Genomic DNA, 14,601 nt, shown 5'->3' with positions numbered 1-14,601 from the left:
AATTAGATAATACATTAGCCATTCATTACTACCTTTGAATTTCCACCGTCATTAGTATACAATCCTTAACATTTTTTGAAAAAACACCAACACTTAGCAACAAAATCAAGAAACTTTCTTGATTTTTAAAGATATTTCACATGTCAAAAGGCTTGCCAATCATGACCCGCTCAGTTCATGCACTATTCCTGCGTGAACTGAAAACCCGATTTGGCGAATACCGCCTAGGATATCTGTGGGCCCTTCTTGAACCAGTGCTGCAGATGGCCGTAATGCTAGCGCTAATTGGCTACCTGATGCATCGCTCGATGCCAGATATTTCCTTTCCTGTGTTCTTTGTATGCGGCATCGTTCCCTATAGTCTTTTTTCCAATATCGCAACACGCTCCCTCAACGCCATAGAAGCCAACCGAGGCTTGCTCAGCTATCGCCCTGTTCATCCTGTAGATGCCGTTCTGGCCCGGTCCTTATTGGAGTGTCTCGTACAAGGAGGATGCTTTGTTGTACTGATGACAGGGCTGTGGTTAATAGGAGAGCCAATACAGATCAACGATATACCTGCTCTAGTCACCAGTTGGCTGGCTTTAGCGCTGCTGTCTCAGGGAATAGGCTTCACCTTTATGGTATTGGGCCATGCATTCAAGGCCGCAGACAAGATTTTGCCACTCCTTATACGTCCACTATATTTTGCAAGCGGTGTTATGTTTTCCTTGCACATGATTCCTGCAGAGTATCGCTATCTAATCGACTGGAATCCGCTACTGCACGCATTTGAGCTGATTCGTCATGCCGTCTCACCCAGCTATCCACTATATGGCGTCAGTCTGAGCTATTTATGGATTTGTTCGCTAACATCCCTCTTTATTGGGCTTTTACTTTACAAGGCCCGTGAACCAGCAATCTTGCGCTCATGATCCAGATTCGTAATCTCAGCAAATCCTACCGTACACCTACAGGTCGGCACTACGTATTTAAAAATCTAACGTTAGACATTCCCCCAGATGTCAGTGTCGGCCTGATTGGTCGCAATGGGGCAGGCAAATCTACTTTACTGCGAATATTGGGCGGCATAGATCGGCCTGACTGCGGTTCAGTAAATACTGATTGCAGCATTTCCTGGCCGGTAGGATTATCAAATGGATTCCAAGGCAGCATGACTGGACGTGAAAATGTAAAATTCGTCGCAAGGCTTTATGCAAAGAAGCATGAGCTATATGAAAAAGTTGCTTTTGTAGAAAACTTTGCCGAACTCGGAAAACATTTTGACATGCCCATTAAAACATACTCGTCAGGCATGCGCTCTCGCCTTGGCTTTGGCCTTTCTATGGCATTCGATTTTGACTATTACCTGATCGACGAAATTACAGCTGTTGGTGATGCAAGCTTTAATAGTAAAGGCGCGAAATTAATAGACGAAAAGCGCCAGAGCAGCCAGTTTCTTATGGTTTCTCACAGCATGGAAGAAGTCAGAAGATTTTGCGATACCGCCTTGCTAGTTGGCCGCACTGGCGTCTCTTATTTTAATGATATTGAAGAGGCTATTGCAGCCTACGGGAAAGAAGAAAATGTTCAGGTTGTTTAAGTACCTACGAAATACAGTAACTTTACAGCTCAACCCTAGTGATGTAGCTACATTACCTATTTCAGAAAATTTTGCTCCAAAGTTAATTCTAAAACTATCTCAAGACCGACTAGCTCTGCTATTAATCGCTCTTCCGTTAACAGTAACAGGTCTGTATTTTCTTACATTCTCCAAAGAGCGTTACGTTAGTGAGTCAAAAATAATTATCAAACGTAGCGATGATAGCAAAGGTGTCAATCTTGATCTCGGATCATTGCTAAACGGGGGACCATCCACGCTGCGAGAAGATGCAGTGTTACTTCAACAGTATATTTACTCACCAGATATGCTGGTCAAGCTTGATAAAACACTTAAGCTAAAACAAGAGTTTGGATCTGCTGCAGGCTTAGATTTCCTATACCGATTGCCATCAAATGCCAGCAAAGAGAAGTTCTTGGACTACTACCGAGCTCGTGTAGAGGTACAGTTCGATGAAAAAAACTCACTGCTACAAATTCGCACCCAAGGCTTTGACCCAGCTTATGCAAGAAAATTGAACCAAGCCATTCTCGCTGAAAGTGAGCGATTTATTAATGAACTGTCCCACAAGATAAGTCGAGAAGATGTAGCATTTGCACAAAAAGAGGTCGACAGCTCCTATGCTCAACTCAATCAAGCAAAAGAGAGCTTGCTTAGTTACCAAAATAAGAATGGACTTATAGATCCGCATGCCGAAGCACAAGTTACCAGCCAACTCGTCGCTGAACTAGAAAGCAAACAGGCACAACTAGAGGCGGAACTGCGTAATTTGCAAAGCTACTTGCAAACAGACTCGCCCCAAGTCGTTTCCGCACAAAATGCCTTGAGTGCGATCCAGACTCAAATCATCAAAGAAAAAACCAAGCTAGCCTCACCTGATGACGACAAGCTGAATCGGAAAGCAGCTCAATTTCAAGAAATAAAGTCTCAAGTAGAGTTCCGAGCTGATCTTTACAAACTAGCTCTTACAGCACTGGAAAAATCTAAAGTTTCGGCAGCTCACAAACTTAAGAATCTGGCAGTAATTAGCTCCCCTCAATTACCGGAAGAGGCGGAGTATCCACGAAAACTCTATGTATTAGCATCCTTGCTTTTTATATGCAGCTTGCTGTACGGAACAGTACGTTTGACTATTTCAATTATTGAAGATCACAAAATTTGACATGCGCCCGACTCCTATAGTTTTCCTTTTCGCTTCCAGCATGGCTGCAGCCTTGCCTAATTCAATGCCCACTTTTGGTAGCTCAATCGCGGAACGAGACCAGCTTTCTGCCCTGAAATCTCGCCAGAGTGCAGTGGATACCGCCCAGCCTTCACCCGTTATCGAGCCACAAGTTCCGATTCAGCCTCCAAGCAAGATGTTTGGTTCATCCTTGTTTGGAGGAGCATTCCGTCATAGCACAGGCATAGGTTTCAATCCTGATTACCAAATCAGTATCGGAGACCGAATTGCTCTGCGCCTATGGGGAGCATTCGTATTTGACGGTCAAATGGTTGTCGATCCACAAGGCAATATTTTCATTCCCAACGTTGGACCTGTGACAGTAGCAGGCACCCGAAATGGCAATCTAAATAATTTAGTGGCAAATTATGTGCGTCGTGTCTACAAGGCCAATGTCAATGCCTATGCTTCGCTCGATATTGCCCAGCCCGTTAAAGTTTTTGTCACCGGCTTTGTCAAACAACCCGGCTTATATAGCGGAATCTCCGCCGACAGCGTACTGAGCTATCTTGATAAAGCAGGCGGAGTAGATACTGAACGCGGCAGTTATGTGGACATCACCATTCGCAGAGGTGACGCCAACCGAAAAAAATTGAACCTCTATGATTTTCTGCTTAAAGGAAAACTAGACTTGGTTCAGTTTGCCGATGGCGACGTAATCGTAGTAGGCCCTCGTCAGCACACCTTCTCCGTTAACGGCGAGGTATACAATGCCAACGATTTCGAATTCGGCAAAAGCCAGATCAGTATCCATGATGCTCTTGCCATGGCCCGCCCTAAACCAGGCACCACTCATGTCAGCATCACTCGACGACAAGGAAGCAGGCAAAGCAGCGAATACTATCCGCTGGCCGATGCAGGCGAAATCACACTGCAGGACGGCGATCAGCTCAATGTAACGGCTGACCGTTATGCCGGCACTATTCAGATACGCGTCGAAGGCGCGCACTCAGGCGAGCACGCTATCGTACTCCCATATGGAGCCACCATGGCCGACGTCTTGACCAAGATACGCGCCAACAGCATGTCGAAAATCGATGCCATTCAACTATTCCGCAAGTCCGTGGCCGAACGGCAGAAGGCCATGCTGGCGCTCTCATTACAAAAGCTGCAAGAAACAGCCTTCTCCGCCCGTTCCGCGACCAAAGAGGAATCTGATTTACGTACACGAGAGGCAGAGCTGATCGAGAGATTCGTAGCCAAAGCCAGTAAGGTGGAACCTAAAGGCCAAGTGGTCCTCAATGAAAAAAGCCTGCAAACCACCTTGCTGGAGGATGGCGACATACTCGTGATCCCGGAAAAAACCAGCGTAGTCATGGTCCACGGAGATGTGTTGTTTCCAAATGCCGTTAGCTGGCAGCCTGACCAAAATGTCGGCGATTACGTAGAGCAAGTTGGAAGTTACAACCAAAGCGCCGACAAATCTCGCCTGATCCTGATGAAACAGAATGGTGAAGCGCTTCCCGTCAGTCCCAATACGAAAGTAGCCGCTGGCGATGAGATCATGGTAATGCCAAAAATTGACAGTAAGAGCATAGAAGTCACTCGCGGTATTACTCAGATTCTTTACCAAATTGCAGTCGCTGCAAAAGTCATTTTGGATTTATAAGGGAAATAAAATAAATGAAAGTATTAACTATTTTCGGAACTCGCCCCGAGGCTATCAAGATGGCACCTCTTGTGCATGAATTGTCTGCTCACGAGGATATCGAATCCCGCGTATGCGTCACCGCACAGCACCGCGAAATGCTAGATCAGGTACTATCATTATTTAATATTCAGCCAGAATATGATCTGGATATTATGCGCAAAGGTCAAACACTAACCGGCATTATAAATACCATCACCGAAAAATTAGCAAATATTCTTGAAGAGTTTAAACCCGATTACATACTGGTACACGGAGATACTGCTACCACCTTCGCTGCCTCATTGGCAGCTTATTTCCAAAAAATTCCAATCGGACACGTCGAAGCCGGCTTGAGAACTGGTGACATGTACTCACCCTGGCCGGAAGAAGGCAATCGCCGCCTTACCGGCGCATTATCTGAATTGCATTTTGCTCCGACTCGTGAAGCTCGTAAAAATTTAGAATTGGAGAATATTGATCCATCCAAAATTTTCGTTACTGGAAATACCGTCATTGATGCCCTATTCGTGATATCAAGAAAACTTCAATCCGACCATATGCTCCGTGAAAAGATTGAAGAAAAGTTCAGCTTCTTGCGCCAAAATCATCAAATGGTATTAGTAACAGCTCATCGCCGTGAAAACTTTGGCAATGGCATCTTGGAAATATGCAAAGCAATCAAAGCATTGGCTATAAAGTATCCTGGAATTGACTTTGTATACCCGGTTCATCCTAACCCAAATATTCAAAATCCGGCAAAAAAACATCTGGACGGTGTTTCCAATATCCATCTAATCGAACCACAAGACTATTTACCTTTCGTTTATCTAATGAATCGCTCGACATTGATGCTTACTGATTCTGGCGGAATTCAAGAAGAAGCACCTTCTATCGGCAAGCCTGTCTTGGTATTACGCGACACCACTGAAAGACCAGAAGCGGTGCTGGCAGGCACGGTACGTCTGGTTGGAGCTAATTCACACACCATTATCGAGGCAACAACCAATTTACTGGATAATCCAACCGAGTACTTAGCCATGGCTCAAGCAAGCAATCCATACGGTGATGGGAAGGCCAGCCACTATATAGTCAACTGCCTGAAAACAAAATACAAAAAAGATAAACAAGCTTTTGAAAATTTCATAGCTCATAACTTCAATTTTGCAAAAATGAATTCTACGCTTTCCGTTTAATATATTGAGATAAGAAATGAAAAAAATTTCCGTGATTGGATTAGGTTACATTGGCTTACCCACTGCCGCCATGTTTGCGTCTCACAAGGCACAAGTCATCGGCGTAGACATCAATCAGCATGCGGTAGATACAATCAACCAAGGTAAAATTCATATTGTAGAGCCTGAACTGGACACAATAGTCCATTCAGCAGTCACCGAAGGATATCTGCGTGCCACTACCCAACCGGAACCCTCTGATGCATTTTTGATCGCAGTGCCTACTCCATTCAAGGGAAACTATGAGCCCGATCTATCCCATGTAAAATCTGCCTGCGAAGCAATTGCACCGGTTTTGAAACAAGGCGATATTGTTATCCTTGAATCAACTTCTCCTGTCGGCTCGACGGAACAGATGGTTCAATGGCTAAGTCGATGGAGAAAAGATTTAACTATCGCAACTGAAAAATCAGATGAGTGTGATATATATGTCGCCTACTGCCCAGAACGTGTCCTTCCTGGCCAAGTAGTGCGTGAACTTGTAGAAAATGATCGTATCATTGGCGGTATCAATCCAGTCTCATCCCAAAAAGCGAAAGAGGTCTATCAGATATTCGTACGCGGTGAACTATTAGTTTCCAATGCTCGAACAGCCGAAATGGCCAAGCTGACTGAAAATGCCTACAGAGACGTAAACATAGCGTTCGCCAACGAATTATCTCTGATTTGCGACAAACTGGATATTAATGTTTGGGATCTGATTAGCCTGGCTAACCGGCATCCTCGAGTCAATATTCTCAAGCCAGGCCCTGGAGTCGGAGGCCACTGCATAGCTGTAGATCCTTGGTTCATCGTCAACAAAACACCTGAGCAAGCTCGCCTGATCCACTCTGCGCGAGTGGTCAATGATAGCAAGCCTGACTGGGTAATTCTACAAGTGAAAAATGCTGTCTCAAAACTAGAAGCTCTGGGACAGCCGAAAGAAATGATAAAAATTGCGTGCTTTGGTCTCGCATTCAAACCTGATATCGATGATCTGCGCGAAAGTCCGGCTCTGAACATCACCAATAAACTGGACAAATTATATCCCGGTCAAATTTTAGCTGTTGAACCCAATATTAATGTGGAACCAAAATCGCTTGCCAAGACCTCGGTGAGAATGACTGGCTATGAAGAAGCAATTCAACAAGCTCACTTGCTGGTTCTGCTGGTTTCCCATAAAGAATTCAAGGAAATTGCTCAGCACTCGAACGCTCAGCAACTGATAATTGATACTGTTGGCATCGCCGCCAATCAGCAATAAGATTGCGCACCATGAATAAAAATAGCAAGCGCCGTAACAAAAACGCTCCACCACGGGCTGCTGTCCCTGTGTTAGACCCTCGTCTATCTTTACTGCAACATGAACTGGAGCAACTACAGTCCAGCTATGAGCTACTGTTGGATGCAGAAGCATCTCGAGAAGCTATCACACAAGAGCATGAGCATCTTAAACAAAAATTGCACAGTGCCAATCTGAAATATCGAGAGGCGACTAGCAAGGTAAGTGAGCTGAAGCAAACATTAGATAACTACAATCAGTTGCAACTTATCCAATCTACTCAGCTTCAAGCGACCCAAACTCAGCTGCAGGTATCGGAATGCAAAATTCAGCAATGGCAAGGCGAACGCAATACACTTCAAGGTGAATTGCTACGCAGCAAGCTCGCGCTGGCGGATGCTCGCGCCCAGCAGGAACGTTTGCAACAAAAGGTGCTGGAGGCGCAACAACAAGCCGTACGCATCAAGTCCACCCTTTCCTTTCAATTAGGCAACGCCCTTATTTTCGCCTTCAAATCGTGGGCTGATTTTGGAGCATTACCAGGCCGACTGTGGCAGCTGCGTAAAACTGCTCGACTGCGTCGAGAGGCCACAAAATTGTCAGCCATTAACCATCCTCCTAAAATGGAGCGGCTGGCACCACCCTCTTTGCGTAAACAAGGTACTGCTACAGAAAAGGTTATAGAAAGCAAGCTGCCTATACCACAAACCACAGACGAACTAGTCAAGCTGTTACGCAACCTCAAGGTTGCAGCGGTTATGGATGAATTTACAGCCAGTTCCTATGCACCCGAATGCCAACTTCAACAGCTTACTCCTGGCAATTGGCATGCAGAGCTACAAGCTTTTCAGCCGCATCTATTGTTTATAGAGTCTGCTTGGCGAGGCAAAGATGACCTATGGGGCAGCAAGATCGGCCACCGTAGTCAAGAGTTGCAAAATATCGTTGTTTGGTGCCGACAGCACAATGTACCCACTCTATTTTGGAACAAAGAGGATCCGGTTCACTTTGAAACTTTCCTCAATACCGCGCGTCTATTCGACCATGTTTTTACTACTGATCTAGAATGTGTACCGCGCTACAAGGCTGCGCTGGGACACAATCGTGTCTATTTCCTGCCATTCGCAGCCCAGCCTACCGCAAACAACCCTATTGAGAAATATCCTCGACAGGATGGATTCTGTTTCGCCGGCGCTTACTATGCACGCTATCCTGAACGCACCCGCGACTTGGGTAACCTACTGGGCCACCTGTCTACTTACAAACGGGTGGAAATCTATGACCGCAACTACGGCAAAGACCACCCGGACTACCGCTTCCCGGCGGAATATCAACCCTTTATTGTCGGCACGCTGCCTTATGACCAGATAGACAAGGCCTACAAGGGATACCGCTACGCGATCAACCTCAACTCCATCAAGCAGTCTCAAACCATGTTTGCACGTCGCGTCTACGAACTGCTGGCATCCAATACCCTTACCGTGAGCAACTTTTCGCGAGGGGTACGGCTGATGTTTGGCGACCTCGTTGCCTGCACTGACAGCGGCGAAGAAATGCTGCGGCATCTGCAAACTCTGGCAGGCGACGAAACAGCCGAACGCAAACTGCGACTGGCAGCGCTGCGCAAAGCCATGGGCGAGCATGTCTACCAGGAACGCCTGGCCTATATCTGGAGCAAAGTCGCCAACGCCAAGCTCCCCACCCTGCTACCCGGAGTGGTGGTACTGGGCTACGCCCGCACGCAAACCCACGCCGATGCGTTGCTGGCGCATTTTGACCACCAGCGCTATCCCCACAAGCGCCTGGTGCTGGTAGCGCCGCAATACTTCCAGCCGTCGCTGCCCGAAGAACGCGCGGACATCGAACTGATATCGTCGCATCAGGCCGAATTCTTCACCGTGCGCCAGCTGCTGGGCGAGGGCGAATGGCTAGCCCCGTTGGTGCCGGAAGATTACTACGGCCCGCACTACCTATCCGACCTGATCTTGGCCAGCCGTTACACACCGGCCTGCGTCATCGGCAAGGCCGCCCACTACACCTACTCGGCAAACCGCGGCCTGCAACTACTCAACCGCGAGCGCGCCTATACCGCTGGGCATACGCTGCCCTTACGCGCCGCCATTGCCCGAGACGAAGCGCTGGCCGGCCATAATCTGCGCGACTGGGTTAGCACGCTGTACACAGGCCGTTACGACAATAGCAATGGTTTTGCGATAGACGAATTCCACTATTGCGTGCGAGGCATGCAGATGGATGCCGCCACCCGCGCCATACTGGATGACCTGCCGGAGCTGGATACCGGTTTGCCGCTGGCCCAGTTGCAAACTCATGCCGAAAACGCCGTGCCGGTAGCGGAGGATAGCAGTCATCTACCGCAGCTCAGCGCTACCGAACTGGTCCGTCTATTTGCCAAAGGGCCCGCCAACAGCAAGGTCAGGCTGGAAGCCGAAGGCGCTTCGCTGAGTGTGGACTCCCGGCTCGAAGACGGCGTACATGAATACTGGTACGCCAGTCAAACCCACAGTCCACAGGCACTCGGTGCCAACAGCAGCCGCCTGGCCCTGCACCTGGAAACCACTCCGGGCCTCAATATTCAACTGGTAGTGTTGTTTCTGGACAAGGCCGGGCAGCGCATCGGCCATGTGATCCACCCCACCAACCGCAATATCGAAATCAATCTGCCAGCCGGCGCAGCCAACCTACGGCTGGGCCTGCGCATCTACGCTGGCGGCTGCGCGCAAATCAGCTCGTTGCTGCTGGCGCACAAGAAGTTGGAGCCGGGCACCTTGCTGGGACGAGGTCGCCATTTGGTGCTGACCAACCATTACCCCTCGTATGAAGACCTGTACCGCAACGGCTTTGTCCACAGCCGGGTGCGCGCCTATCGCCAACACGGCGTGCGTTGCGACGTATTCCGCCTGCGCGAAAACCAGGCCACCAGCTACCACGAGTTTGAGGGCGTAGACGTAGCCACCGGCAGCGCCGAAGCCCTGCAACGCCTGCTGGCCGACGGCGCCTACCAGAGCGTGCTGGTGCACTTCCTTGACGAGGCCATGTGGCGGGTGCTGTCACAACATGTCGAACACACACAAATCATCGTTTGGGTTCACGGGGCGGAAATCCAGCCGCTTCATCGCCGCGAATACAGCATCAGCAGCGAAGAACAGCGCCGCAGCGAGCAGCTCAAAAGCGACCAGCGCATGGCCTTCTGGCACGGCTTGCTGCGTATGCCGCCAGCCATGCTGAAACTGGTTTTTGTTTCTCGCTATCTGGCCGAAACCGTAATGGAAGACCTCGGCTTCCGCCTGCCGGAAACCAGCTACGCCATCATTCCCAACCCAATTGATACCGATATCTTCAGCTACCAGCCCAAACCTGCTGAGCAACGCAAGAAGATCCTCTCTATTCGTCCCTACGCCTCGCGCACCTACGCCAATGACCTGAGTGTGAAAGCCATCCTGGAGCTGTCCAAGGAGCCATTCTTCTCAGAACTGGAATTCCGCCTGATAGGGGACGGCAAACTGTTTGATGAAACTCTAGCCCCGCTGCGCGGATTATCCAATGTGCATATCGAGCGCCGCTTTCTCAAGCAGGCGGAAATTGCCGCCCTGCACAAGGAATACGGCATTTTCCTCTGTCCCAGCCGTATGGATACCCAAGGTGTTTCCCGCGACGAAGCGATGGCTTCCGGACTAGTTCCTATTACTAATGCCGTTGCTGCAATTCCTGAGTTTGTACATTGGGAAAATGGAATGTTGTCCCCCCCAGAGGACTGGGATTCATTAAAAAAATCCATTATAACCCTTATAAATGATGGAGGTTTATTCTCAGATTTAAGTAGAAATGCAGCCGTCTCGAGAAGAGAAAAACTTTCCAAGTCTCGAATTATAACTCACGAACTCTCGCTGATTAACAAGAGAATGAAAAATGCTAATAAATAAAAACAATATACAATTAACACACTCATCTGATTATGAAGAGTTATCTCTTAAAGATGAGTCAGAGGTAATTTTTTCTTTCATTATTGAAGCTTCTTCTCCCCAAAAGGCCAAACAAGCTCTTTTAGCATTTGATTTTGATAGTTTCAATATAGATGAAAAAAAAACTGGAGTATATCGCGCAGACAATCCCAAGATATCTTATTTTCGATACCTTGAAACCGAAAAGTATTTAAACATATTTGATATTCGTATAACCCCGCCCCGCGGCTGCAAAAAATTCAAATATAAAATTATTCCTTGGGGCAATGAGTTAGTAAAAGAAATACGGCAACTAAAAATCACACAATTATCATCAAACGATAGACCTAAGAGAAAAGTAATACTTAAAGTAGATGATTTGCGATTTGATGAGTCATTTAGTAAATTTTCTCGCGTCATTGAAATATGCAACGAATTTAAAATACCTGCAAGCATAGGCGTTATTGGTAACACATTAGAAAATGCCTCCAAATATCAAATTGAATTTATAAAAAATCAGCTTGGAGAAAACAATATAGAAATATGGCATCACTCATGGAGCCATAAAGACCTCACTCTAATCCCAAGATATGAAATAGAGAACGAAGTAACAAAAACACTAGATGCGTTCAAAAAAATTTTTGATCAAAACCTAACCATATTTGGTGCTCCATTTAATAAAGTAAATGACAACGTGATTGAAGTGGCAAAAAGTCACAACCTAGATATAATCTTTGAAACAGACTTCCCAAGAAATATCACGCCGGAGCTAAATAAAAATGGTGATGGTCAGCCGAATTTACTCGCTTTTATTGAAAGATTTGAGAGAACAAAAGATCAAGAAATATCGCAAGTTCAAATTCATCCCGGAAGATGGGACGATAGGGGATATAATGAATTTAGATCATGCATTGCATATATGATCGGGGCGGAAATTAATTTTACAACCGTAAACAACATTAATCAAACAGAGTAATAAAATTGGTAGCCTTACATGTAAGATCAAGTCAATTCAGGTATTGTGATAAATATGGCTTTGTTGCATCGCTAAATTTTACTCCACGGCGAGGCAAAAATCCTGAGAAAATTTCAGCGTATTTGTGAAATTTTCTACCCAAATCCATCATTTTCCGGCGTAATTTAGAGTTATGCAATAAAGCTTACAAATCCAGAGTATCACATTCCAAACAATGCCAAGCTTAAAATATATAGCACCCTCTGAAAATTAATAATTAGAAAGTTAATTTATGAAAATATTGCACTTATTTTTTACACCTTTTTGCATCGGCGTGGAAGATGAGCTAGTTTCACTGTACAGATTAGAAATACTAAAAAATATAACCATTCCATCAATGGCATCTCAAACCAGTAAAAATTTTACATGGTATATTTTATTTGATGAGAACTGTAGTGAGTTGATAAAGAGTAATTTAATACGTACTACAGAATCATTTGAAATGATCACCTTAGTCGCAGTATCAAAATACTCTGATCGAATTCAAAAATCAGTTGAAATAACAAAATATAGGATCGCCTCAGAAGAGCCATCAATCATCATTCAAAGTCGAATTGACGATGACGATGCCATGCATATTGAAGCCATTGAGAATATACAAAATCAAGCTGTGGAATTAATAAAGCATCATGAAATAACCGCAATCGGGCTTGACTCAGGATATGACTATCTTTGCGAAGAGAAGGCTATAAAACCTATCCATGAGAATAGTTTATCGATTGGATTATCACTTGCATTTCAACCACACATTAACACTGCAGGTATATTCTCAATATCACACATGACAGTTATAGACCATTTTAAGAAAGTAAATGGTGCCAATGGCTCCACCAGCATAAAACTATCCCCAGGATCATATTTATATACAAGGCATCCATTTTGTGACAACTCGTACTTTGCAATGCTGGCGAGATTTAAAAAATCATCAGAAAAGAAAGAACTGAAAGATAAAGATCCATTTTGGAGCACATTCGGGCTATCTCCGGAGAATATTGAGTATCTAGAAAAAATTACAAAATCCTCCCCAATTGGCTATCCAGGAAAATTCATAACTGAGATTGAAAGAATAGAGGATAAAGTAAGAACAGAAATTGATGATCTTGTTCGTCTACAATCTAAGGTAAAAAAAAAGCATATTCTTCAGTCGCTAACCAGAAAAAGAATTGACAAAAAAACAGCAATCTCCATACTTACTCTTGGGATATCAAGCAGGCAAGTCGCAGCAAAAGTATCTAATTCATTACCCACCAACCCTATCATACACTATGCTTCATTTAATGACCTGATTACAATCGTCTCCAATGGACAATATTTTGATGTATGTATATTTGATCCAATTGAAATATTTTCATCAGGTCTTGAACATAGCATCACTATATCTAACTTAAAAAAATATATAACCTTGATAGAAAAAATAACGGATTATTCCATTTTGATAGAATGGGAGAGGGAATGGATTGAAAATTACAAATCCCTAATTGCAGACGCAAAGAAAATATCATGGAAAGTGCAACCAATTGGGGGGGAGTCAATCAATCCTGACAAAGATATAGAGGAAGAGAATAAGAGAATAATTAACGCAATGGCAAACCAATTGCTACTCAACATATAAGTTGATATTCAATTATTACTTGAACACCAAAATAAATTCACATTGTGAACGTCACCAAAATCGCATTTTCCACATGCAAGTGACGCTTCAATAGCGAAATTATAAAAATTACTGATGCATGGCATTCTTACGGCATGATTAAATCATTCATCAGCTTTGATATCGAATCCCTTCCTGGCCGCGCCGACAGCAAACACGTCGACCGGCTGATCTGGGGGCGCTTTGATGGCGGAGAGTACGGCATAGCCCGCATTTGCGACATCCTGCAACAGCATCGGCTGCAGGCCAGCTTCATGCTGGACCTGGCCGGTTGCGAGCTGTATGGCGATGCCGCCATGCAGGCAGTGGGTGAGTATGTGCTGTCACGCGGCCATGAGTTGCACGTGCATTTGCATTCTGAATGGCTGGTGCGGCGCTGGGGCATGGAGCTGGGCTTGTCCGGCCCGGTGGGCATGGACCGGCTGGATGCGGAGCAGAACCAGCGTTTCATGGACTACGCCGCCAACAAGCACCGTAAGCTGTTTGGGCTGGAACCGTGCGCATTCCGGGCCGGCGGCTTTTTATTCAATGAGCACACCGTGCAGGCGGCGGAACAGGCCGGTTTTAGCCTGCTCAGCAATTTCAATGCCGAGCGTCATGGAAATCAATGGCAAGTCACCGGCGCATTGGCCCATAACGATTATTTCTACTGGAGCGACCGACTACTGGAGCTGCCAGTGGATTATTCTCCAGAGCCTTTGACTTCCGATTGGAATATCTATGAGGGATGGTTTGACCGCGCGCGATTTCGCAAGCAATACCCTACCTTCAACCTGACCTTGCACTCTTGGTCCCTGCTTGAGCGTCAGGGAGAACATTTTGTTCGTTTTGCTCCTGAACACGAAGCCAGGTTGCATAAAATTTGCGAGCACCTGACCAGCCATACCACTCAGACAACATACGGCCAGTTTCTTCAACAACAAGATACCAGCCAGCCTGCCGTTAGCCGGACATCAACCGTGGAGAGCGACTCCACCAGCCAATCCATGCCTTGGTGGCGACGTTTGCTTGGCGGTTAAGCGCCGCAGGAG

The 14,601-nt window shown here is 46.0% G+C and carries 10 protein-coding genes; all 10 read left to right on the top strand.

Features of this window, described 5'->3' with window-relative positions; all coding sequences use genetic code 11:
* Window positions 1-140 precede the first annotated feature (140 nt).
* The 10 genes from NKT35_RS09200 to NKT35_RS09155 all read left to right on the top strand — a co-directional run bounded on the left by NKT35_RS09200 (window position 141) and on the right by NKT35_RS09155 (window position 14,589).
* Complete coding sequence (locus NKT35_RS09200; RefSeq protein ID WP_254300700.1) at window positions 141-914, top strand: ABC transporter permease; 774 nt, start codon at window positions 141-143, stop codon at window positions 912-914.
* Window positions 911-1,582: an ABC transporter ATP-binding protein gene (locus NKT35_RS09195; RefSeq protein ID WP_254300699.1), complete on the top strand. Its 672-nt coding sequence runs from the start codon at window positions 911-913 to the stop codon at window positions 1,580-1,582. The genes NKT35_RS09200 and NKT35_RS09195 overlap by 4 nt, the downstream gene beginning before the upstream one ends.
* Complete coding sequence (locus NKT35_RS09190; RefSeq protein ID WP_254300698.1) at window positions 1,566-2,762, top strand: KpsE/RkpR family capsule polysaccharide export protein; 1,197 nt, start codon at window positions 1,566-1,568, stop codon at window positions 2,760-2,762. The genes NKT35_RS09195 and NKT35_RS09190 overlap by 17 nt, the downstream gene beginning before the upstream one ends.
* Before the next feature lie 40 nt (window positions 2,763-2,802).
* Window positions 2,803-4,431, top strand: a complete 1,629-nt coding sequence (locus tag NKT35_RS09185) for a polysaccharide biosynthesis/export family protein (protein WP_254300697.1) — start codon at window positions 2,803-2,805, stop codon at window positions 4,429-4,431.
* Between the two features lie 14 nt (window positions 4,432-4,445).
* The gene (gene wecB, locus NKT35_RS09180; RefSeq protein WP_371926470.1) at window positions 4,446-5,645 is read left to right on the top strand and encodes a non-hydrolyzing UDP-N-acetylglucosamine 2-epimerase; all 1,200 of its coding nucleotides are present in this window, start codon (window positions 4,446-4,448) and stop codon (window positions 5,643-5,645) included.
* Window positions 5,646-5,661: 16 nt separating this feature from the next.
* Window positions 5,662-6,927 (top strand): UDP-N-acetyl-D-mannosamine dehydrogenase, encoded by a 1,266-nt coding sequence (gene wecC / locus NKT35_RS09175; protein ID WP_254300696.1) that lies wholly within the window; start codon window positions 5,662-5,664, stop codon window positions 6,925-6,927.
* Between the two features lie 11 nt (window positions 6,928-6,938).
* Window positions 6,939-10,886, top strand: a complete 3,948-nt coding sequence (locus NKT35_RS09170) for a glycosyltransferase (protein ID WP_254300695.1) — start codon at window positions 6,939-6,941, stop codon at window positions 10,884-10,886.
* Window positions 10,873-11,880, top strand: coding sequence for a polysaccharide deacetylase family protein (locus tag NKT35_RS09165; RefSeq protein WP_254300694.1), 1,008 nt, complete (start codon window positions 10,873-10,875; stop codon window positions 11,878-11,880). Before NKT35_RS09170 ends, NKT35_RS09165 begins: the two co-directional genes overlap by 14 nt.
* Before the next feature lie 271 nt (window positions 11,881-12,151).
* Window positions 12,152-13,531, top strand: coding sequence for a glycosyltransferase (locus NKT35_RS09160; protein ID WP_254300693.1), 1,380 nt, complete (start codon window positions 12,152-12,154; stop codon window positions 13,529-13,531).
* Window positions 13,532-13,665: 134 nt separating this feature from the next.
* Window positions 13,666-14,589: a polysaccharide deacetylase family protein gene (locus NKT35_RS09155; RefSeq protein ID WP_254300692.1), complete on the top strand. Its 924-nt coding sequence runs from the start codon at window positions 13,666-13,668 to the stop codon at window positions 14,587-14,589.
* Window positions 14,590-14,601 lie beyond the last annotated feature (12 nt).

Origin of the sequence: Chromobacterium sp. IIBBL 290-4 (assembly GCF_024207115.1) — a bacterium.
GTDB lineage: Bacteria > Pseudomonadota > Gammaproteobacteria > Burkholderiales > Chromobacteriaceae > Chromobacterium.
The sequence above is the reverse complement of the archived record's forward strand: the minus strand, read 5'-3'. Positions and strand labels throughout refer to the sequence as shown.